The sequence below is a fragment of the Amycolatopsis sp. NPDC005232 genome (assembly GCF_040607795.1).
Taxonomy (GTDB): Bacteria; Actinomycetota; Actinomycetes; order Mycobacteriales; family Pseudonocardiaceae; genus Amycolatopsis.
Genome location: NZ_JBEXHL010000001.1, coordinates 554,720 through 575,514, shown reverse-complemented (window position 1 = coordinate 575,514; position 20,795 = coordinate 554,720). Strand labels below are relative to the sequence as shown.

Here is a 20,795-nt window from a genome sequence, read left to right as displayed (position 1 = left end):
GGCCTGTCTCCCGCCCGGTCCGGCACGTCGAGAAAGCACCCCACCCGCCGGAGGAGGCGGTCATGACCACTGCACCACCTGAACGCGGCCATCACGGGCCGTGGCGATGGATCAACGGCACCATGCCCGAGGTCGACGAACGGGCGCTGAAGGTGCCTGTCGTCGGGTTCGTCGAGTACTGCCTGCGCGGGATCGGGCAGGTGGTGTTCATGAACAGCCCGATCACGGGCGCGTTCATCCTGCTGGCCGCCTGGCTGCAGCAGCCGTGGCTCGGGTTCGGCGCCACGGTGGGGGTGGTGGCCTCGACGCTGGCCGCGCTGGCGCTGGGGTTCGACCGCGACGCGATCCACGCGGGCCTCTACGGGTTCAACGGCGTGCTCACCGGCCTCGGCCTCGCACTGTTCCTCGCACCCGAGTGGGACGGGATCGTGATCCTGTGGATCATCCTGCTGAGCGCGGTGTCGTCGATCCTGATGGCCGCGCTCGCGGCGGCGTTCGGCGGTTCGTGGGGTGTGCCGCCCTTCACGCTGGCCTTCAACATCACCACTCTGCTGTTCCTGATCACCGCGCTGCACATCACCCGCGGGCGGCTCAGCGACGCGATCGCCCCGGCGGCACCCGAGGTGAACGGGCCCGCTGTGCGGACGTCACTGCGGGCGAGCGCCGACGCGGTCGGCAACACCGACGTGGTGGCCGTGATCAACGCGATCTTCCGCGGCATCGGCCAGCTGTTCTTCTGCAACAGCCTCCTCGCCGGTGTGCTGATCATCGTCGGCATCGCGTTCTGCTCCCGGATCGCCGCGATCTTCGCGCTGGTCGGCTCGGCCGTCGGGATGCTGACCGGCATGGCCCTCGGCGCCAACGGCGTGCTGATCTACAACGGGCTGTGGGGTTTCAACTCGTTCGACGCCGCGTTGGCGATCGCCGGCGTGTTCTACGTGTTGACCTGGCGCTCGGCAGTGCTCGGCGTGCTGTGTGCGATCTTCACAGCCTTGCTCTTCGGGGCCATCGGGTCGATCTTCGTGCCGTGGGGCCTGCCCGCGCTCACCCTGCCGTTCTGCTTCGGCACGCTCACGTTCGTGTTGCTGAAGAACACGTCGAAGTACTTCGAGTGGGTGCCACCCGCGGAGGTCGTCACCCCTGAGGAACACCTGCGGCGCGCGCACCGCGAACACGCGATGGCGTCCTCCGGCAACCCGCAGCGGGAAAAGACCGACACTGCGTGAGGTCTCGGGTCGCGCAAACCGAAGGGACCACAAGTGGCGAAAGTGCTCTGCGTGCTCTACGACGACCCGGTCGACGGCTACCCGAGCTCGTACGCGCGGGACGGCGTTCCCCGCGTCGACCGCTACCCGGACGGCCAGACCACCCCGAGTCCGAGCGCGCTCGACTTCACCCCGGGAGAGCTGCTCGGGAGTGTGTCCGGGGCGCTCGGGCTGCGCCGTTTCCTGGAGGCCGCCGGCCACGAGCTGGTGGTGACCTCCGACAAGGAGGGGCCCGACTCGGTGTTCGAGCGGGAGCTCCCAGACGCGGAAGTGGTGATCTCGCAACCGTTCTGGCCGGCGTACCTGTCCGCTGAACGCATCGCGAAGGCGCCGAAGCTGAAGCTCGCGATCACGGCGGGGATCGGCTCGGACCACGTCGACCTCGCCGCCGCGATCGACCACGGGATCACGGTCGCGGAGGTCACCTACTCCAACAGCATCAGCGTGTCCGAACACGTCGTGATGATGATCCTTTCCCTGGTGCGCAACTACCTCCCGTCACACCAGTGGGTGCTCGACGGCGGGTGGAACATCGCGGACTGCGTCGCCCGCTCCTACGATCTCGAGGCGATGAACGTCGGCACCGTTGCCGCGGGCCGGATCGGGACCGCGGTGCTGCGCCGGCTGAAGCCGTTCGACGTCCGGTTGCATTACACCGACCGGCACCGGCTCCCGGCGGAGGTCGAGGCGGAGTTGGACGCCACGTTCCACCCGGACGCCCAGTCGCTGGTGCGGGTGTGCGACGTCGTCACGATCAACGCCCCGTTGCACCCCGAAACCGAGAACATGTTCGACGACGCCCTGATCGGCCAGATGAAACGGGGCGCCTACCTGGTCAACACGGCGCGCGGAAAGATCTGCGACCGGGACGCGGTCGTGCGGGCCCTGGAATCGGGTCAGCTGGCCGGCTATGCCGGCGACGTGTGGTTCCCGCAGCCCGCGCCACAGGACCACCCGTGGCGGACGATGCCGCACCACGGCATGACCCCGCACACCTCCGGCACCTCGCTGTCGGCGCAGGCCAGGTACGCCGCCGGGACGCGGGAGATCCTCGAGTGCTACTTCGCGGGCCACCCGATCCGCGACGAGTACCTGATCGTCGAAGGAGGCAGCCTGGCCGGGACCGGCAAGCATTCCTACAGCTCGAAGTGACAGCCTTCCTGCCTGGATGTTTCAGGAGATGACCCGGAGCCGCTCCGGTGACCGGAGGCGGAGTCCGGCGACGACCCGAGCCGTTTCTTCGTCGTCCGGCAGGAAGACGACCAGCTGCTGCGCGTCCTCCGCGAGTTCCAGCGTCTCCCTGTTCAGCCGCAAGGAACGTCCGTTCGGGTGGTTCAGCCGCAGAACTCCCCGTGGCGGCACGACGGTCGAGTTCAGCCGGCTGGTGAACTCCGGACCGGCGACGGGCGCGAGTTCCGCCGTGAGCCACTCCGAGTTCTCGACCGCGGGGCCCAGCCACAGGTCGAACGCCCGCTCGTCCGCGATCTCGGCCCAGTCGGCGAAGAACGCGCGGGCACGGGGATCGGTGAAGACGTAGCGGGTGAGGTTCGGGGCCTCGGCGTCGAGCAGTCCCGTTCCGCTCGTCACCGCGGCGAAGCCGCTGGTGTGGGCGAGGATGTCGCCCAGCCGGTTGGTCACCGCGGCGATGCCGGGTTCGAGCAGCCGGAGCGCCTGGAGGACCGAGGCACGCACGTCCCGCCGTGCGGGTGCGGGCCGGACGTGGGCCGTGCACTCCCCGCCGGTGATCTTCGTGAGGTAGCGCAGGTGGGTGCGCTCGGCGGCTGCCAGGCTGAGCGCGTCGGCGAGGGCGTTCACCACCGATACGGACGGGTTGCGGTCGCGGCCCTGCTCGATTCGCGTGAGGTATTCGACGCTGATGCCGGCCCGCGCGGCGAGGTCGGACCGCCGCAGGCCGGGCGAGCGGCGACGGCCGTGCGAAGGCAGGCCCAGCGTGTCCGGCTGGGTGCTGTCGCGCTTGGCCCGGATGAAGTCCCCCAGCGGCGTCCCCATGTCACCGAGCATAAGCCGATTCGGGCGTGCTCAGCGTGGCCGTGAGGGGGCCAGCCTGAGCGCGGTCTGGTTGCCGGCCCGGCTGAACCCCACGGTGGTGATCATGGCGAACAAACTAGTGATCATCGTCGGCAGTGTCCGCGACGGCCGGTTCGGCCCCACCGTCGCCTCATGGGTGGCCGAGCAAGCCCGTCAACACGGCGGGTTCGAGGTCGAGGTCGTCGACCTGGCGGACGTCGAGATCCCGCTGTCGCTGCCCGAGGCATCCCCCAAGTACGCCGGCGACAGCTACCCGCGCCCCGTCGGGATGGCGACGCTGACGGCGGCACTGGAGAGCGCGGCCGCGTTCATCGTGGTCACCCCGGAGTACAACCACAGCTATCCGGCGTCGCTCAAGGCGGCCATCGACTGGCACTTCTCGCAGTGGACGGCCAAGCCCGTCGCGTTCGTGAGCTACGGCGGCGCGGCCGGCGGGCGGCACGCCGTGCTCCACCTGGAGAACGTGCTGACCGAGCTGCACGCGGTGACGATTCGTGACGGCCTCACTTTCCCGAACTACTTCACCGCTTGGGAGGCCGGTCGGCCGCTCGACCCGCAGGCCCCTGCATACGCGAAGACGGTGCTCGACCAGCTGGCCTGGTGGGCGGGCGCGCTGCGGACGGCGCGCGAGGCCGAGCCGTACCCCGCGTGAGGGTGTTTTCCCAGTTCAGGAGCATTTCACCGGGAAACTGTCGGTGCCTCGGGTCATGATGGTCGGGTGCTGCTCACCCAGATCGTCACCGCGTCCGCCGAGCTGGCGGCCACCCGGTCGAGGAAGGCGAAGATCGCCACCCTCGCCGCGGTGCTGCGCGCCGCCGAGACGACCGAGCTGCCGGCCGTGATCGCGTACCTCACGGGGCAGACGGCGCAGGACCGGCTGGGCGCGGGGTGGCGCACGCTCGCGGAGCTGGCCGTCGAGCCGGCCCCGGAGCCGAGCGTCGAAGTGCGGGAGGTCGACGAGGCGCTCACGGAGGTCGCGGCGGCTTCAGGGGCAGGGTCGGTGAAGCGGCGCGCGGAGGTGCTCACGGCGTTGTTCACGCGGCTCACTCGAGGCGAGCAGGAGTTTCTCTTCCGGCTGGTCACCGGAGAGCTGCGGCAGGGGGCGCTGGAGGGCGTGATGGTCGACGCCGTCGCGGCGGCGGCCGAGGTCGACGCCGCGGACGTGCGGCGGGCGTTCATGTTGTCCGGCAAGCTTTCCGTTACCGGATATGCGGCGATGACGGGCGGCGCGGCGCAGCTGGCCGAGTTCCGGCTCACGCTGGGGCGCCCGATCAAGCCGATGCTCGCGTCGCCCGCGGAATCGCTCGACGAGGCGGTGGCGGAACACAAGCACGCGATCGTCGAGTACAAAATGGACGGTGCGCGCATCCAGGTGCACCGCGCCGGCGAGGAAGTGCACGTCTACACGCGCACGTTGCGGGAGATCACGTCCAGCGTCTCCGAGCTGGTGGACCTCGTGCGGGCGCTGCCGTGCGAGTCGGTGGTACTCGACGGCGAGACGCTCGCGCTCACCGACGACGGCCGGCCGAGGCCGTTCCAGGAGACGATGAGCCGCTTCGGCAGCACGCGGGAGGAACAGGTGCGGGCGCTGCTGCTGCGGCCGTACTTCTTCGACTGCCTGCACCTCGACGGCGTGGACCTGCTCGACGCGCCGCTGTCGGAACGCAACGCGGCGCTGCGGAAGGTCGCGGGCGAGCACGTGATCCCCGGCGAAGTGGCGCCGGCCGATGCCGCGGCGGTGCTCGACGCGGCGATGGCGGGCGGCCACGAGGGCGTGATGGTGAAGGACCTGGCGTCGCCGTACGCGGCGGGGCGCCGGGGCCGGGCGTGGCTGAAGGTGAAGCCGGTGCACACCATCGACCTGGTCGTGCTCGCGGTGGAGTGGGGGCACGGGCGGCGCACGGGCACGCTGTCCAACCTGCACCTCGGCGCGCGCGACCCGGACGGCGGGCCGCCGATCATGGTGGGCAAGACGTTCAAGGGCATGACCGACGAGCTGCTGGCGTGGCAGACGAAGCGGTTCCAGGAGATCGAGACCCACCGCGACAGCTACACCGTGTACGTGCGGCCCGAGGTGGTCGTGGAGATCGAGCTCGACGGAGCGCAGATCAGCACGCGCTACCCCGGCGGGCTGGCGCTGCGGTTCGCGCGCGTGGTGCGGTACCGGCCGGACAAGGAAGCTGCCGACGCCGACACGATCGACACCGTGCGCGGCCTGCTGCGGGGTGATCGGACGGAGTGACATCCGGACACCACCGGCCAATTCGCCCGGGCGAGGCCGAAAGGCCAGACGAAAGTCGATGTTGTGCCCTCCGGCGATGCATGAGAGTGGGCTGTACCGCATCGCTCACCACTGGGGAGACGACATGACTTTTCGGGTTCGGTCCGCCGTCCGGCCGATGACCCTGCTCGCGGGTGTCGCGCTGGCCGTCACGGCCGTGGCGGCTCCGGCCGGCGCGGCCACGAACGCGCCGGCTCCCGCGCTGCACCACTTCTCGGCGGCGGCGAAGTCGTTCATCGGCGCGCGCACGGTGGCCGACCGCGTCGCGAAGCTCGACGCCGCGATGTCCTCGCTGCCCAGGGAAAGCGTCGCGTACAACGCCACGAAGCTGTGGAACCAGGGCATCACGGGAGCGGGCGCCACCGTCACCACGCTGGTGTCGTTCGGCGACGACCAGGTGAAGCAGGTGCTCGACGAGTACTCCCAGCGCCACGGGCTGCCGCCGGCCAACGTCGAGGTGCTCCAGCCGTCGGGCTCGGTCCCGGCGTGCACCGACCCGGGCGTCGACACGGCGACTTGCGAGTCCTGGGGCGGCGAGACCGACCTCGACGTCACGATGATGCACGCGATGGCGCCCAACGCGAAGATCATCGTCGCCGCGACGCCGGTCGCCGAGACGCAGGGCTTCACCGGGCTGCCCGAGATGATGAACGCCGTCGACTACCTCACAAAGCACAAGCTCACCGACGTGATCTCGATGAGCTTCGGCACCACGGAGGAGAACTTCCCGTCGTTCCAGTCCATCAAGACGCTCGACCCGGCGCTGGAACGCGCGAGCAAGGCGGGCATCACGATGGTCGCCTCCTCGGGTGACGACGGCCCGACCGGCGGCTTCCTGCAGGGCCCGGGCAACTACCCGTACCGCGTGGCGAGCTGGCCGGCCAGCGACCCGCGCGTGACAACTCTCGGCGGCACGCAGCTGCACCTCGACTCCACCGGCACCCGCACGAAGCCGGACGATCTGGTGAACGTGGCCGACAACGGCTTCGGCGAAGGCGCGGGCCTGTCGAAGGCCTACGCGCGCCCGGCGTGGCAGGACAGCGTCAAGAAGATCACCGGCAGCAAGATGCGCTCGTTCCCGGACATCAGCATGGAAGGCGTGCAGGGCACTTCGCAGTCGGCACCGCTGTTCGCCGGCGTGCTCGCCCTGGCGGTGCAGGCCAACCACGGCAAGCTCGGCCAGATCAACCCCGCCCTCTACGAAAAGCTCGGCCCGAAGGGCGCCAAGGCCGGCATTGTCGACGTCACCACCGGCGACAACAGCCAGGACGGCGTCGAGGGCTTCACCGCCACCCCGGGCTTCGACATCGCCAGCGGCTGGGGCACGGTCGACGCCTCGGTCTTCGTCCCCGCCTTGGTGAAGGCGCTTCGCTGACGCGGCTCTGAACAAGCACGACGAAGGGCGCGACCTACGGGCCGCGCCTTTCGCAGTGCTTGTCGAGGCAAGTCAGCAGCTCGCGACCAGCCGCTCGAACACCTCCGCCTCCGCCCGATCCCCAGCCACCACGGACAACTCCGCCAGCATCAGCCGAAGCTCCGCTACGCCAATGCCAACCGCGCCCGCAACCCGCCCTGGGTCGACCTCCGCGGTCAGCCCCATCGTCGCCGCGAACTCGGCTACCGCCTGCTCGGCCGGCACCCCGGGTCGCAGCTCCGCCAGCGCCGCGCGCGCCCCGGCGGCGGCCTCGCCGTACGCCCGCAGCACGAGTGGAAGAAACAGCGCGTGCAAGCGGCCGTACCCGAGCCCGTGTCGCGTGGACACCAGGTCGCACACCCGGTGCACCACACCGGGCCGGCCCAGTTCGTGCAGTGCGTGGCCCGCCAGGGCGGCGCCGGCCAACGCGTCTTGGCACGTCGCGAGATCCCCGGCCGCGAGCGGGGCGAGGCTGCTCCACAGCAGAAGCAGGCCTTCGCGAGCCGACGCCAGCGCTTCCTCGCTCGCGGGATGGCACAGCACCTCCAGGCAGTGCGCGGCGGCAGTGATGCCGCTGCTCGCCACCACCTCGCGGGGCAGCCCCGCGACGAGGTCGGGGTCGTAGAGCACCGCGCGGGGCAGTGCGTGGCCGGACGTCCCCGTTTCCTTGCCGCGGGCGGTGGTGACGAAGTAGCGCGATGTGCGCTCCGCGCCGGAGAAGGTGGTCGGGACCGCGATCAGCGGCAGCCGCAGCGCGAGCGAAACGATCTTGCCCAGCCCGATCGCCGAGCCGCCGCCGATGGCCAGGACCGCGTCGGCGTGCGTTTCCTGCGCCGAGCCGACGGCGAGGTTGGCCTGGTGGGCCGGCACGTGCGCGGGCACGTCCGACCACCGGCCGAGGTAGCGCCCGCCGAGCAGACCCGGCAGCCGGGCGACGACCGGGTCCGCCGACCGGGAGGCCACCGCGAGCACGCGGCGGCAACCCAGGGCGTCGGCGACCTCCGGGAGTTCCCCCAGGGATCCGCTGCCCCACACCAGGTTCTGCTCGGACGCGGCGCCCCGGGACCGGCGGACGGGTTCAGCGGTCCGCGCCACCGTGGCCGTCCGGCGTGTACTGCAGCAGGTGCTGTCCGTAGACGTCCGGGCCGATCGCGGCCAGCGCCGCCGGCACCGGCTCGGGGTCCTGCAGGAAGGGCTGCGCGACGTCGCACGGGTGCTGCCACGTGGCGAACTCCAGGGCGATCTTGTTCACCGGGTCCTCGAAGTAGATCGAGTGGCAGAACCCGTGGTCGAGTTCGCTGTTGACCTTGATCCCGTTCTCCTCCAGCACCGATTTCGCGTGCTGCAGTTCACCCTCGGAAGGCACCGTGATCGCGAGGTGGTTTCCCGCCCCGAGCAACGAGTTGTCCGCGGCGATCTCGACGTCCTTGAACTCGAAGAACGCGATCGTGTCCTGCTCGCTGATGCGGAAGAAGTAATGCCTGCTGCCGGCGAGGTTCCCCGGCACCGCACCGGGGAACGGGTCCGGGTCCGGCAATTGGAGCGTCACGACAATGGGAAACCCGAGCACCCCATTGTAGAACTTCACGGTTTCTTCCATGTCGTTGGTCACGAAAGCCATGTGGTGACACCCGGTCGTCCGAATCCCCATGACGATTCCTTTCACTGTTCCCGGCAATGTGAGAATGACAGTACGCGCTATCTTGTTTCCGCGTCAACAAGATTTCCGCAAAGGACCCTGCCGGCCCAACGCGCGCACGCTCCGTTACGGTGAGGACGTGACCGCGACGCACGGGGAACGCCCGGTGCCCCACCTTTCGGAGGACGAGCTGCTCGCCTGGCGCGGACTGCTCGAACTGGAAGCACGCGTGCTCGGCGTACTCGACGCCGAACTGCGCGCGGACCACGACCTGTCGGTCGCCGAGTTCGACACGCTCTACCAGCTGTGGCTCCAGCCCGGCGGCCGGTGCCGCATGAAGGACCTCGCGGAGAAACTGCTGGTCAGCCGCGGCGGGGTGACCAAGCTGATCACCCGGCTCCGCAGCCGCGGGCTCGTGGCCCGCGTGTCTCAGCCCGGTCAGCAAGCCGTCGACGCGCAGCTGACCGAGACCGGCGAGGCACTGCTCGCCACGGCGATGGACACCCACTTCGACGGCGTCCGCCGGCTCGTGACCTCCCGGCTGTCCGCCGCGGAGCTGCACACCCTCCGCGCGGTCACGGAACGCCTGCGCGAGCCTCCCGCCTGAGCACCCCGACGGGGTGACACCGGGCCGTTTCGGCTGGGTCCGAGCAGGCCGGAACCGTAATCTCACCGCATGCCACCGACGCGACTGACCCGGATCTGGTTCGGGGTGACGGCCCTCGTCGTGCTGATCGGCCTCGTCACACAGGGCTTCGTGAGCGCCGGAACGCCAGGCCGCTACGCCTCGGCGGGCGCGCGCGTCGCCAACATGTTCGCGTACTTCACCATCGAATCGAACGTGCTGGTGCTGCTGGCTTCCGTCGCGTTCGTGGCCGGCGCGCGAGCCAACGGGCTGCTGCGCGTGCTGTGGCTCGACGCGCTGGTCGGCATCGCGGTGACCGGCGTCGTCTACCACGTCGCGCTGTCGGGGCTGCTCGATCTGAGCGGCGCGGCCCTGTTCGCCGACGTCATGCTGCACACCGTGTCGCCGATCATCGCGGTGCTCGGGTTCCTCGTCGCGTCGCCGCGCATCCTGCGGTGGCGAACGGTCGCGTGGTCAGCGTGCTGGCCCCTGGCGTGGCTGGCGTTCACGCTGATCCGTGGCGCGCAGGGCGGCTTCTACCCGTACCCGTTCGTCAACGCCGCCGAGCTCGGTTACGGCCGTGTGGCCGTGAACTGCGTGCTCATCGCCGTGCTGTTCGTCGCGCTGGCGAGCGTCGCGAAGGTCCTCGACGGCTGGCTCACGCACGCACCCGCCGAAACGCGTTCAGCGGATCGTTGATCCCCGTGTGCACCAGCGCGCGCCACGCGCCGCGGCTGCGATCCGCCGGTTTGCCCGCGGCCAAGCGGTGCAGCTGCTGCGTGTGCCACTGGACTTCGAGCAGGCTGTCGGCCAGGCGGATCCCGGTGTGCGGGCACAGCCGTTCCGCGCGCGCGTCGTCGCCGGCGAGCAACCGCGCCGGCAGATCCGGGTCGACGGTCAGCGGCCGGCCCAGCCCGATCACGTCCAAGGCCCGTGACTGCAACGCTTCGGCCATCCCGGCGGCCGTGGTGAAGCCCCCGGTGACCATCAGCGCGACGTCGCTCACCTGCCGCGCTTTCGCCGCGTAGTCGAGGAAGTACGCCTCGCGCCGCGTGGTGCTCGCGCGACCGGAGCCCATCATCACGGCTTTTTCGTAGGTACCGCCCGAAATCTCGAGCAGGTCGATGCCCGCGTCGCTCAGCGCGCGGACCACACGCAGCGACTCGTCCTCGTCGAAGCCGCCACGCTGGAAGTCGGCGCTGTTGAGCTTCACCGACACGGGCACGCCGTCGCCGACCGCCGCGCGCACACGGCGCACGAGCTCCAGCAGGAAGCGGCTGCGGTCGCGGCCCCACTCGTCGTCGCGAAGGTTCGTGAGCGGGGAGAGGAACTGCGAGATCAGGTAACCGTGGGCGCCGTGCAGTTGCACGCCGGTGAACCCTGCGTCGACGAAAGTCCGCGCAGCCAGCGCGAAGCGGTCCACGATCGTCTCGATCTCGTCGCCGGTCAGGGCCCGCGGCGCCGCGAACGCCGTCCGGACGCCGCGGTTGCCGAACGGCACCGCGGACGGCGCAACCGGTTGGCGTGAAAGGAATCGCGGGCTCTGCCGGCCGGGGTGGTTGAGCTGCACCCACAGCTGTGCATCGGTGCCGGCCACGCTGCGCGCCCACGGCTCGTACGCGGCGGGATCGGGGACGGCGGGCAGCGCGACGTTGCGGGGTTCGCCGAGGGCTGCGGGGTCGACCATCACGTTGCCGGTCACGAGCAGGCCCGCTCCGCCGTGCGCCCACGTGCGGTACAGCTCGGCAAGCTCGCGCGTCGGGGCGTTGCGCCGGTCGCCGAGCTGCTCACTCAGCGCCGATTTCCCCAGGCGGTGCGGCAGCACGGCGCCGCAGCGCAGTTTGAGGGGTTCGGCCAGCAGATCCCGAGCGGCGGTCATGGGCTCTCCCGTCTTCGCGGCTAACTTACCGGCGGTAAGTCTACTTGAAAGTAGATACCGGCGGTATGTCAGCTGGACGGGCGCGTGGGCACTAGGGTCTGCAGACCATGACGGCGATAGTGCAGAACCTGGTCACGTCGGGCGTGTTCGAGCTCGACGGCGGCAGCTGGGACGTGGACAACAACGTGTGGATCGTGGGCGACGACTCGGAGGTGATCGTGATCGACGCGGCGCACAACGCCGACGCCATCGCCGACGTGGTCGGGGACCGCGCGCTGCGCGCCATCGTCTGCACCCACGCCCACAACGACCACGTCAACGCCGCGCCCGCCCTCGCCGAGCGCACCGGCGCGCCGATCCTGCTGCACCCGGCCGACCGCGTCGTCTGGAACCTGACGCACCCGGACCGCGCCCCGGACGGCGACCTCGCCGACGGCCAGACCATCACCGTCGCCGGCACCGACCTCAAGGTGATCCACACGCCGGGCCACGCCCCCGGCGCCGTCTGCCTCCACGCCCCGGAGCTGTCCGTCCTCTTCACGGGCGACACCCTGTTCCACGGCGGCCCCGGCGCCACCGGACGGTCCTATTCGGACTACCCCACCATCGTCAAGTCCATCCGCGAACGCCTTTTCTCCCTCCCGGACGCCACTTCCGTCCGCACCGGCCACGGCGAGGGCACGACGATCGGCGAGGAGAAGGCGGCGTCGAAGGACTGGCCGGAAAGCTAAACCGCGCGCGCAGGCCCGGCGCGCTGGGTGCGCCTCAACGACCACTCGGTGGCGGGCCGGCCGGAAACCAACGCCAACCGCGAGGGCGCCGAGCCGAACGGACCGCCCGGCTCGGCGTAGCAGTCGGCGCCGCCAACTCCTGGCCCAGCAACAACTCACGGCCACCGGCCCAAAGCTAAGCCAGCCGGGCCAACGCGTGGGCAGAAGGGCTGCCCGGTTCGGCGTGGTAGATCAGCACATCCCACTCCCCGCCCGGCACCGTCAGCACCTGCCGCCCCAACGACAACTCGCCCACCACCGGGTGGCGGAAAACCTTGCGCGGCGCGGCGTTCGTGCGCACGTCGTGGCGGGGCCACAAGCGGGCGAAGTCCGGGCTGGCGGCCAGCAGCTCGGCAACGAGGGCGTCCAGCGCCGGATCGCGCAACGCCGTCCGGGCGCGGAGCATCGCAGTCACGTTGAGGGCCATCGTGGCCCAATCCGGATGCAGCGAACGCACCGAGGGGTCGAGGAAAAACGCGCGAGCGAGATTCGTGCCCAGCCGGTACATCGGCGCCAGCGCGACGGCGAGCGGGCTGGCGGCGAGCACGTCCATCCGCCGTCCCCACGCGAGCGCCGGCGCGCCACCGAGCTCGACCAGCTCACGCACGCCCGCCGGCAGCTCCCCGCCGGTGATCCGGGGTGGCGAAGCGAGCCGGTGCAGGTGCGCGGCGCCGTCGTCGCCCAGGTGGAGCGCGCGGGCCAGCGCGTCGAGCACCTGGGGCGACGGGTGCCGGTCGCGGCCCTGCTCGAGGCGCACGTAGTAGTCCACGCTCACGCCGGCCACCGCGGCCAGCTCCTCGCGCCGCAGCCCCGGCACGCGCCTCGGGCCGTCGTCGGGCAGGCCGACGTCGGCGGGGCTGACCAGCGCCCGCCGGGCGCGCAGGAACTCGCCGATGGCGTTCATCTGCCCAGGTTAACCGTGGGTGGCCCTGTCGCGGCCTGGTGACGGTCGAGCCCTGCGACGACGCTGGCGGCCATGATCACAGCCCTCGTGAGCGGCGCCAACAAGGGTCTGGGCCGCGAAATCGCCCGCGGTCTGGCCCGCCGGGGCGCCACCGTCCTGCTCGGCAGCCGCGACCTCGCCCTCGGCGAGAAGACCGCCGCCGAACTCCACGCCGAAGGCCTGGCCGTGACGCCGGTCCAGCTCGACGTGACGTCCGCAGCGGACATCGACGACGTCGCCCGCCACCTCGAAACCCGCCACGGCAAGCTCGACGTCCTCGTCAACAACGCCGGCGCCCGCTTCTCCGTCGAACCCGCCGAGCTGACCGCGGACCACCTTCGCCGCGCCTACGAAACGAACCTCTTCAGCGTCGCCGCCGTCACGCACCGGATGCTGGGCCTCCTGCGAGCCGCGGAAGCTCCGCACGTGGTCAACGTCGCCAGCACCTCCGCGTCGCTCGCCCTCACCACCGCCGAGGGCTCGCAGTTCGCGGCCGCGACGGACACCATCGCCTACTCGTCGTCGAAAACCGCGCTCGTCATGCTCACCATCCGCTACGCGACCACCTTCCGCGCCGACCCCGCGTACGCGCACTTCCACGTCAACGCCGTCACCCCCGGCTTCATCGCCTCCGACCTCAACGGCCACACCGGCCCCCGCACCGCCGAACAGGGCGCGCGCGTGGTCCTCGACCTGGTCGCGCAGGGCGCCGCGGCGCCGACCGGGATGTTCCTCAACGAGGATGGCCCCGTGCCCTGGTGACCTCAGGACGTGTGCCGCCGAGCGACCGCCGCGAAGGCCTCGATCGCGTGGTCGAGGTCGCTGGCCGCGGCGGCGACCGGCGGAGGCAGCACCGGCCGGTTGAACGCACCGCCGGCGTCGAGCTCGAAGCGGGTGTGGTGCAGCAGCATGTCCTTGTGCCGCAGCTCGCGGGCCTGGGCAACGAGGTCGTCAGGACCGCTCATCACGAGCAGGCCGTAGAAAGCCCGCATCCGCGCCCGCGCCGTGTAGTACGCGTCCTCGTACTCGGCTTCGCGCGCGACGTCGCTTTCATCGGCCTCGCCCAGCTTCTGCCTCCGGTGGATCACGTTGAGGTCGACCACGTGCTGGCGCGCCCGCGTCGCGGCCTCGATCAACCCCGCACAACGGTCGGCGCGGTCCTGCAGCAACCGCGCGCGCCGGGCCGCGCGCAGCTTCACCGGCTCCACGAAAGCCCCCAGCGTCACGCCCGCCAGCGACGCGACGGCCGCGATGATCGCGACACCCACAGCGGTCAGCACGGCAGCAGTGTGCCAGCCGGCACCGGCAGGAGTCAGCCGATCAGCCGTGGCGCCACCGGATCGGCCCGCACGCGCGTGGTCCTCGACCTGGTCGCGCAGGGCGCCGCGGCGCCGACCGGGACGTTCCTCAACGAGGACGGCCCCGTGCCCTGGTGACCTCGGGAAGTGTGCCGCCGGGCTCGCAAACCCACCCCGTTTCAGGCCGCGCCGTGGCTCTCTGGCGCTTCGGAAATTCCGTGTCGTGGAGTCGCCCGTTTATGCTGCCGAGGTGTCGCAGTACCGGATCTCCGAGGCAGCGAGGCTGCTCGGCGTCAGCGATGACACCATCCGGCGCCACATCGACGCCGGAACGCTCACCGCGACCAAGGACAAGGTCAACCGGTGCGTGATCGACGGTGCGGAACTAGCCGAGTTCGCTCGCCTCCAGGGCGAGCCCGCGCCTGACCCGACCTCGGTGGGGAGCTCGGCGCGTAACCGCTTGGTCGGGCTGGTCACGTCGATCGTCGCCGACAAGGTCATGGCCCAGGTCGAGATCCAGTGCGGCCGCGACCGCGTGGTCTCCCTGATGAGCACGGAGGCGGTCAAGGAACTCGGCCTCGAACCCGGGTCGCCGGCCGTCGCGGTGATCAAAGCGACCACCGTTGTGGTCGAAACACCGAACGCCTGATCAGCGGCGCACCCTCACCCGTCGGATCAGGCGAGCGTGGCTTCGATGACGTAGAGCACGCCGATGCTCATGGCGAGGATGCCGAGCAGGAGGCGGAGCCCGGTTTCGGGTAACCGGGGCTGCAGGCGGGTGCCGAGGTAGCCGCCGAGCAACCCGCCGAGCCCGCAGGCCAAGCCGACGAGCCAGTCGGGTGCGATGTCGCCGGTCGAGGTCGTCGCGAGCACGGCGAACGAGGCGGCGCCGACGAGCGAGGTGACGAAGGTCGATGCGAGTGCGGCCGGGGCGGCGGTGGTGACGGGGACTCCGCGGCTGACCAGGATCGGGCTGAGCAGCGAGCCGCCACCGATGCCGTAGATCCCGCCCACGATGCCGACCACGAGCGCCAGAGCGACGGTCGCGCGCGGCGACGGTGGCGTGTCGGAGCGGTGCGGGCGAGGGTGCAGCGTGCTGACGCAGATCCACAGGCCGAGGGGCAGGAGGAAGGCCGCGGCCAGGAGGCGGAACACCTGCGGACCAGGCACCACGAACACGCGGATGACGGCTCCGATCACAACCCCGGGCACGGTGCCGGCCAGCAGCAAACGCGTCAGCCTGCCGCGGAGGTGCACGCTCCGGCGGTGCCGGACGAGGGCTCCGGGGCCGGCGACGACGTTGAACAGCAGGTTCGTCGGGGTGACGGCCGGGTTGGGGACGCCGAGAATGCTGACCTGCACGGGAAGGAGGAATACCGCGCCGGACACGCCGGCGGGAGTGGTCACCGTCGAGATGACCAGGCCCGCCAGGAACGCGAGCACCTCCGTTGACCAGCTCACTGCTGCCCTTCCTGTCGTCGCGCGACCGCAAGAGGCAGTCCACCACGCTCCTTGTGGGATGGCCGCCGAGTGTGGCCGTCGCGGGTGTCCTGATTGTGGCGGGTGAGCTGTTCGGCGCTGTCGTCCATACCTCACAGTCGGTAGCCTTGCCTACTCTGCGACGCGGCAGGAGGTAGCACGATGCGACGGGGCTTCGGGCTCAGAGTGCTGGCAATCGGTGCGGTGGCGGCAGTGGTCGCCGCGTGTGGATCGTCGCCTCCGGCGAGCGGGTCCGCTGTTCCGGTCACCGGCACGTTGATCGTGAACGGGGCGGGCACGTTGGCCAAGCCGTTCGCGGCGATGATCGCGGCGTTCAAGGCGCAGAACCCGGGCGTGACGGTGCAGTCGCGCTTCGCCGGGAGCGTCGAGGTGGTGCGGGGCATCACCGAGCTGCACAACCCCGTCGACGTGCTGGGCGTGGCGGACTACTCGCTGATCCCGTCGAAGATGTACGGCACGAACGGTGGCACGCAGTTCGCGAACTGGTACGTCGGGTTCGCCGCGAACCGCATCACCTTCGCCTACACCGACCAGAGCAAAGGGGCGGCCGGTCTCACGGCGGACAACTGGTACCAGGTGCTCGCGCAGCCGGGGGTAAAAGTCGGCCGGTCCAATCCGGACACGGACCCGTCGGGCTACCAGACGTTGCAGATGCTCGCGCTGGCGCAGACCTCCTACCACCAGCCGAACCTGTCGGCCGGGGTGCTGGCGAACTCTCCGCCGGAGACCATGGTCGGCACCGAGACGCAGCTGCTGCCGGCGGTGTCCTCCGGGCAGATCGACTACCTCGGGATCTACCGCTCCGACGCCTTGCAGCACCACCTGAAATTCCTGGACCTGCCCGCACAGATCGCCCTGTCCGACCCGGCGCTGGCCGCGACGTACGCGACGGTCAGCGTGCCGACGTCGTCCGGGCCGCGGACGGGCAAGCCGATCGTTTACGCGCTGACCGTGCCGACCAACGCGCCGAACTCCGCGGCGGGGCTGAGGTTCGTCGAGTTCGTGCTGTCCCCCGCGGGGCAGAAGATCATGAGCGACAACGGGTTCACCGTGGTCAACCCAGCGGTCGCGGGAGTCGCGAACGGCGCGCAGCTGCCCGCGTCGATGCAGCCACAGACAGTTCCGGCGAAGCTGCCCGGGGGCTGAATGAGCGACACGGCTTACCGCGCGGCACCCCGGCGGGTGCACGGGCTGTTCCCGGCACTGCTGTGGGTCGCCGGCGGGCTGCTGCTCGGGTTCATCCTGCTGCCCGTGCTCGGCCTGGTCACCGCCACCTCGCCCGGCGGCCTCCGAGACGCCGCGGCCAACGACGAGATCCGCGACGCCCTGTTGCTGAGTGTCCAGGACGCCGCGATCACCGCGGTGATCGCCACGGTGCTCGGGGTCCCGCTGGCCTACCTGCTCGCGAAGCGGCGATTCCCCGGGCACGCGCTCGTCCAGGCGATCGTGGACCTGCCGCTGGCCGTCCCGCACACCGTCGCCGGGATCTCCCTGCTGTTCGTGTTCGGTCGCACGGGCTGGCTCGGCGCGCCGCTGCAGGCCACGGGCTTGTCCTTCTACGGCACGCAGGCCGGGATCATCGTGGCGATGCTGTTCGTCAGCGCGCCATTCGCCGTCAACAGCGCACGCGTCGCGTTCGAAGCCCTGGACCCGAACGTGGAACGCGCCGCGCGGAGCCTGGGCGCCTCGGCCGGGCAGACGTTCCGGCGAGTCAGCCTCCCGCTGGCCTGGCGCGGAGTCCTGACCGGCGCGGTGCTCGTGTACGCCCGCTCGATCAGCGAGTTCGGCGCCGTCGTCATCCTCGCCTACTACCCGGCCACCGCCCCCGTGACGATCTACAACCTGTTCCTCTCCTCGGGCCTCGCCGAATCCGCTTCGGCCGCGGTGCTGCTCCTGCTCGTTGCCCTGGCCACGTTCCTCGTGCTGCGCACCCTCGCCTCGGGCTGGCTCGTCGCGGGGAACTCCCGCGCGCGGCGGTGACACGTGCTCATCGTGTCCGACCTGCGCACCGAGGCGGGATCATTCCGGCTCGGCCCCGTGGACCTCACCGTGTCCCCGGGCCGCGTCCTGGTCGTGCTCGGCCCCTCCGGTGCGGGCAAGAGCATGCTGCTCGACACCATCGCCGGATTCCGCACCCCCGGACGCGGCCGCGTGCTCCTTGACGGCCAGGACATCACCGGCCGGCCCGCCGACCAGCGCCGGATCGGCGTGGTGTTCCAAGACGCGGCCCTGTTCCCGCACCTGTCGGTTCGCGCCAACGTCGGCTTCGCGCCCGCCTTACGCGGCCACCGGCACAGCCCGGAAGTCGACGAGCTGCTCGACCGGTTCGGCATCACGCACCTCTCCCACCGAGCGCCACGCTCGCTCAGCGGCGGCGAACGGCAACGAGTCGCACTGGCCCGCGCCCTCGCCGCCCGACCGGCCGCCCTGCTCCTGGACGAACCCCTCTCGGCACTCGACCAACCCGTCCGAGAAGAGCTGCGCGAAGTGCTCCGGGCGACACTGCGGGACCTGGCCGTGCCCGCCATCCACGTCACCCACGACCGCGACGAAGCACTCCGCCTCGCCGACGACCTGGCCATCCTCGACGCCGGCACCCTCCGCCAGACCGGCCCCACCGACGAGCTCACCCGCCACCCCACCGACACGGTCACCGCCCGCCTGCTCGGCTGGGCGGAACTCGGCCCCGCAGTCCGCGGCCCCGACGGCCTGCGCGTCGGCGACCTGCCGATCGACCCCGCGGTCCGCTGCGACGCCGCGACGCCGGGAACGGTGTTCTACCGACCGGAGGAAGTCCTCGTCGGTGGTCCGGACCAGACCTCGTCCCCCGCGCTGCGGGTGCGAACCCAGGTCGTCGAGGTCGTACGCACGCTCCCGCTCGCCCGGGTCCTGCTCGCCACCACACCGCCCCTGACCGCACTCGTGTTGCACCGTGACCTCGAGGGGCTCGACGGGCAGGTGGAGGTCACCGTGCCCCAGCACGCGCTGCGCGTCATCGAGCCCGGAACACCGCTCCTCCTGCCTGGGTGAGCGCACTTCTCTCGCGCGGCAGGATCACTGCTCCGCCGCGACGGCCGCGATGATCGCGGCACCCACGGCGGTCAGCACGGTTTGCCAGCCGGCACCGACAGGAATCAGCCGATCAGCCGCGGCGCCGCCGGTTCGGCCCGCACGCACGTCTTCGCCTCGCCGGCCAGCTCGCGAGCCCACTCCTGCAAGCCGGGAACGTCGATCCCGTGCGGCGGAGCGGCCGCGAACGGCTCGAGGTTCGCCGCAGCGCGCTCCAGCAACGCGACGGCGCCCGTGCCGTTGCCGCGCAGGGCGTGGGTCATGCCGACGGCCAGCTGCGCCAGGCCGCGCCAGAGCTCGCCTTCGGGGCCGTCCGTGGCCTTCCACGCGTCCTCGAAGACCTCGTGGGCGTGGAACGGACGGCCCTCGTCGAGGAGCTGCTGGGCTTCGGCGAGCGTCTCGCCCGGGGTGCGGACCACGCCTTCCGGCTGGCGGGCGACGCCGTCGGCGCCGTATGGCAGGGGCCGGCCGAGGCCGTCGCGCGGGCGGGCATTGCGCGCTCGGCCCGATTCGTCGCGGTCACGGCCGTTCATAACGGCATTGTTCCACGGGTCACGCCGGGTTCGCGTCGGCGGCGTCAGGCACGTAGTCTGGGGACTCGTGCGCTTTCTCGACGGGCACGTGCCCCCTCACGACCTGACCTACGACGACGTGTTCCTGCTGCCGAACCGCTCGGACGTGGAGTCCCGCTTCGACGTCGACCTGTCCACTGTGGACGGCACCGGTGCGACGATCCCCGTGGTGGTGGCCAACATGACGGCCGTCGCCGGGCGGCGGATGGCCGAGACGGTGGCCCGCCGCGGCGGCTTGGTGGTGCTGCCGCAGGACGTGGACACGGAGGCGGTCGCCGAGATCGTCACGTGGGTGAAGAGCCGCCACACCGTGTGGGACACCCCGCTCGTGCTCACGGGCGGTGACGCCGTGGCCGACGCCCTCAACCTGGTCCACAAACGCGCCCACGGCGCCGTCGTGATCGTGGACGGCGAAGGCCGCCCCGTCGGCGTTGTCGACGAAGCCGCGTGCGCAGGCGTTGACCGCTTCGCGCGTCTGGCCGAGATCGCGGAGCCCGCGACCGTCGCCGTGCCGCTGGACACGCCGCCGCGCGAGGTCTTCGACCTGCTCCACACCCACGGCGGGCGACTCGCGCTCGGCCTCGACGCCGAAGGCCGCCTCGCCGGCGTGCTGACCAGCGTCAGCGCACTGCGTGCGGGCGTCTACACCCCCGCCACCGACGCCGGCGGCAAGCTGCGCGTGGCCGCCGCCATCGGCGTGAACGGCGACGTGGCCGCGAAGGCCGAGGCCGTGCTCGCCGCGGGCATCGACACGCTGGTCGTCGACACAGCCCACGGGCACCAGGAGAAGATGATCGCCGCGCTGAAGGCCGTGCGCGCGATTTCGCCGAGCGTCCCGGTGGTGGCGGGCAACGTCGTCACCGCCGAGGGCACCCGCGACCTCATCCACGCGGGCGCGGACGTCGTGAAGGTCGGCGTCGGCCCGGGCGCGATGTGCACCACGCGCATGATGACCGGCGTCGGCCGGCCGCAGTTCTCCGCCGTCGCCGAGTGCGCCGCCGCCGCGCGCGAGCTGGGCAAGCACGTCTGGGCCGACGGCGGCGTGCGCCACCCGCGCGACGTCGCCCTGGCCCTCGCCGCGGGCGCCTCGGCCGCCATGGTGGGTTCCTGGTTCGCCGGCACCCACGAATCCCCGGGCGACCTGCGCTACGACGAGCAGGGCCGCCCGTACAAGGAGTCGTTCGGCATGGCGTCCAAGCGCGCCGTCGGCGCCCGCACCCGCACGGACAACGTCTTCGAGCGCGCCCGCAAGGCGTTGTTCGAAGAGGGCATCTCCACGTCGCGCATGGCCCTGGACCCCAACCGCCCCGGCGTGGAGGACCTGCTGGATTCCATCTGCTCGGGCGTCCGCTCCTCCTGCACCTACGCCGGCGCGCGCACGATGGAGGAATTCCACGAGCGCGCGTTGCTCGGAGTGCAGTCTGCTGCGGGGTTCGCGGAGGGTCGGCCGCTTCCTTCAGGCTGGTGACCCGTGGGTGTTGCGCCCGGTGA

The 20,795-nt window shown here is 71.1% G+C and carries 23 protein-coding genes; 15 read left to right on the top strand and 8 right to left on the bottom strand.

Features of this window, described 5'->3' with window-relative positions:
- Positions 1 to 62: 62 nt before the first annotated feature.
- Both ABZU76_RS02795 and ABZU76_RS02790 read left to right on the top strand, forming a co-directional pair.
- Positions 63 to 1,226, top strand: a complete 1,164-nt coding sequence (locus ABZU76_RS02795; protein ID WP_354864383.1) for an urea transporter — start codon at positions 63 to 65, stop codon at positions 1,224 to 1,226.
- Positions 1,227 to 1,259: 33 nt separating this feature from the next.
- Positions 1,260 to 2,417, top strand: coding sequence for an NAD-dependent formate dehydrogenase (locus tag ABZU76_RS02790; RefSeq protein WP_354864381.1), 1,158 nt, complete (start codon positions 1,260 to 1,262; stop codon positions 2,415 to 2,417).
- Positions 2,418 to 2,438: 21 nt separating this feature from the next.
- On the opposite strand, the gene ABZU76_RS02785 is transcribed toward ABZU76_RS02790, so the two are convergent.
- On the bottom strand, positions 2,439 to 3,275 hold the full coding sequence (locus tag ABZU76_RS02785) for a helix-turn-helix domain-containing protein (RefSeq protein WP_354864379.1): 837 nt from the start codon (positions 3,273 to 3,275) through the stop codon (positions 2,439 to 2,441).
- 103 nt (positions 3,276 to 3,378) lie between these two features.
- On the opposite strand from ABZU76_RS02785, the gene ABZU76_RS02780 reads away from it, so the two are divergent.
- The 3 genes from ABZU76_RS02780 to ABZU76_RS02770 all read left to right on the top strand — a co-directional run bounded on the left by ABZU76_RS02780 (position 3,379) and on the right by ABZU76_RS02770 (position 6,970).
- Positions 3,379 to 3,966 carry an NAD(P)H-dependent oxidoreductase gene (locus tag ABZU76_RS02780; protein WP_354864377.1) on the top strand — a complete coding sequence of 196 codons (588 nt, stop codon included), beginning with the start codon at positions 3,379 to 3,381 and terminating at the stop codon, positions 3,964 to 3,966.
- Positions 3,967 to 4,032: 66 nt separating this feature from the next.
- The gene (locus ABZU76_RS02775) at positions 4,033 to 5,556 is read left to right on the top strand and encodes an ATP-dependent DNA ligase (protein ID WP_354864375.1); all 1,524 of its coding nucleotides are present in this window, start codon (positions 4,033 to 4,035) and stop codon (positions 5,554 to 5,556) included.
- A gap of 124 nt (positions 5,557 to 5,680) precedes the next feature.
- Complete coding sequence (locus ABZU76_RS02770) at positions 5,681 to 6,970, top strand: S53 family peptidase (protein ID WP_354864373.1); 1,290 nt, start codon at positions 5,681 to 5,683, stop codon at positions 6,968 to 6,970.
- Between the two features lie 72 nt (positions 6,971 to 7,042).
- On the opposite strand, the gene ABZU76_RS02765 is transcribed toward ABZU76_RS02770, so the two are convergent.
- Both ABZU76_RS02765 and ABZU76_RS02760 read right to left on the bottom strand, forming a co-directional pair.
- Positions 7,043 to 8,104 (bottom strand): iron-containing alcohol dehydrogenase, encoded by a 1,062-nt coding sequence (locus tag ABZU76_RS02765; protein ID WP_354864371.1) that lies wholly within the window; start codon positions 8,102 to 8,104, stop codon positions 7,043 to 7,045.
- Positions 8,088 to 8,660 (bottom strand): VOC family protein, encoded by a 573-nt coding sequence (locus ABZU76_RS02760; RefSeq protein WP_354864369.1) that lies wholly within the window; start codon positions 8,658 to 8,660, stop codon positions 8,088 to 8,090. Before ABZU76_RS02760 ends, ABZU76_RS02765 begins: the two co-directional genes overlap by 17 nt.
- 127 nt (positions 8,661 to 8,787) lie before the next feature.
- Here ABZU76_RS02760 and ABZU76_RS02755 point away from each other — a divergent pair, with 127 nt between their 5' ends.
- Positions 8,788 to 9,255 carry a MarR family transcriptional regulator gene (locus tag ABZU76_RS02755; protein WP_354864367.1) on the top strand — a complete coding sequence of 156 codons (468 nt, stop codon included), beginning with the start codon at positions 8,788 to 8,790 and terminating at the stop codon, positions 9,253 to 9,255.
- 69 nt (positions 9,256 to 9,324) lie between these two features.
- On the top strand, positions 9,325 to 9,972 hold the full coding sequence (locus ABZU76_RS02750) for a Pr6Pr family membrane protein (RefSeq protein ID WP_354864365.1): 648 nt from the start codon (positions 9,325 to 9,327) through the stop codon (positions 9,970 to 9,972).
- Here ABZU76_RS02750 and ABZU76_RS02745 read toward each other — a convergent pair.
- Positions 9,932 to 11,152, bottom strand: coding sequence for an NADH:flavin oxidoreductase/NADH oxidase family protein (locus ABZU76_RS02745; protein WP_354864363.1), 1,221 nt, complete (start codon positions 11,150 to 11,152; stop codon positions 9,932 to 9,934). The genes ABZU76_RS02750 and ABZU76_RS02745 overlap by 41 nt on opposite strands.
- A gap of 107 nt (positions 11,153 to 11,259) precedes the next feature.
- Between ABZU76_RS02745 and ABZU76_RS02740 the strand changes: the two genes are divergently transcribed.
- Complete coding sequence (locus ABZU76_RS02740; protein ID WP_354864361.1) at positions 11,260 to 11,883, top strand: MBL fold metallo-hydrolase; 624 nt, start codon at positions 11,260 to 11,262, stop codon at positions 11,881 to 11,883.
- 175 nt (positions 11,884 to 12,058) lie between these two features.
- Here the strand turns inward: ABZU76_RS02740 and ABZU76_RS02735 are convergent, their stop codons facing one another.
- Entirely contained in the window at positions 12,059 to 12,826 is a 768-nt protein-coding gene (locus tag ABZU76_RS02735; RefSeq protein WP_354864359.1) for a helix-turn-helix transcriptional regulator, read from the bottom strand.
- Between the two features lie 72 nt (positions 12,827 to 12,898).
- Between ABZU76_RS02735 and ABZU76_RS02730 the strand changes: the two genes are divergently transcribed.
- A complete protein-coding gene (locus ABZU76_RS02730; protein ID WP_354864357.1) occupies positions 12,899 to 13,627 on the top strand; it encodes an SDR family NAD(P)-dependent oxidoreductase in 729 nt (242 codons plus the stop codon).
- 2 nt (positions 13,628 to 13,629) lie between these two features.
- Here the strand turns inward: ABZU76_RS02730 and ABZU76_RS02725 are convergent, their stop codons facing one another.
- A complete protein-coding gene (locus tag ABZU76_RS02725) occupies positions 13,630 to 14,145 on the bottom strand; it encodes a hypothetical protein (protein ID WP_354864355.1) in 516 nt (171 codons plus the stop codon).
- A gap of 9 nt (positions 14,146 to 14,154) precedes the next feature.
- On the opposite strand from ABZU76_RS02725, the gene ABZU76_RS02720 reads away from it, so the two are divergent.
- Complete coding sequence (locus ABZU76_RS02720; RefSeq protein ID WP_354864353.1) at positions 14,155 to 14,301, top strand: hypothetical protein; 147 nt, start codon at positions 14,155 to 14,157, stop codon at positions 14,299 to 14,301.
- A gap of 112 nt (positions 14,302 to 14,413) precedes the next feature.
- Positions 14,414 to 14,812: a TOBE domain-containing protein gene (locus tag ABZU76_RS02715; protein WP_354864351.1), complete on the top strand. Its 399-nt coding sequence runs from the start codon at positions 14,414 to 14,416 to the stop codon at positions 14,810 to 14,812.
- A gap of 26 nt (positions 14,813 to 14,838) precedes the next feature.
- On the opposite strand, the gene ABZU76_RS02710 is transcribed toward ABZU76_RS02715, so the two are convergent.
- Complete coding sequence (locus ABZU76_RS02710; protein ID WP_354864349.1) at positions 14,839 to 15,624, bottom strand: sulfite exporter TauE/SafE family protein; 786 nt, start codon at positions 15,622 to 15,624, stop codon at positions 14,839 to 14,841.
- A gap of 180 nt (positions 15,625 to 15,804) precedes the next feature.
- On the opposite strand from ABZU76_RS02710, the gene ABZU76_RS02705 reads away from it, so the two are divergent.
- From ABZU76_RS02705 to ABZU76_RS02695, 3 genes are read left to right on the top strand one after another with little or no spacing between them, the layout of a single operon-like run.
- Positions 15,805 to 16,809 (top strand): extracellular solute-binding protein, encoded by a 1,005-nt coding sequence (locus ABZU76_RS02705; RefSeq protein ID WP_354864347.1) that lies wholly within the window; start codon positions 15,805 to 15,807, stop codon positions 16,807 to 16,809.
- On the top strand, positions 16,810 to 17,643 hold the full coding sequence (locus ABZU76_RS02700) for an ABC transporter permease (RefSeq protein WP_354864345.1): 834 nt from the start codon (positions 16,810 to 16,812) through the stop codon (positions 17,641 to 17,643). It begins immediately after the preceding gene.
- Positions 17,644 to 17,646: 3 nt separating this feature from the next.
- Complete coding sequence (locus ABZU76_RS02695; protein ID WP_354864342.1) at positions 17,647 to 18,693, top strand: ABC transporter ATP-binding protein; 1,047 nt, start codon at positions 17,647 to 17,649, stop codon at positions 18,691 to 18,693.
- Between the two features lie 104 nt (positions 18,694 to 18,797).
- Here the strand turns inward: ABZU76_RS02695 and ABZU76_RS02690 are convergent, their stop codons facing one another.
- Complete coding sequence (locus tag ABZU76_RS02690) at positions 18,798 to 19,265, bottom strand: DUF309 domain-containing protein (protein WP_354864340.1); 468 nt, start codon at positions 19,263 to 19,265, stop codon at positions 18,798 to 18,800.
- Between the two features lie 67 nt (positions 19,266 to 19,332).
- Between ABZU76_RS02690 and ABZU76_RS02685 the strand changes: the two genes are divergently transcribed.
- Positions 19,333 to 20,772 (top strand): GuaB1 family IMP dehydrogenase-related protein, encoded by a 1,440-nt coding sequence (locus ABZU76_RS02685; protein ID WP_354864338.1) that lies wholly within the window; start codon positions 19,333 to 19,335, stop codon positions 20,770 to 20,772.
- The last annotated feature ends 23 nt before the right edge of the window (positions 20,773 to 20,795 follow it).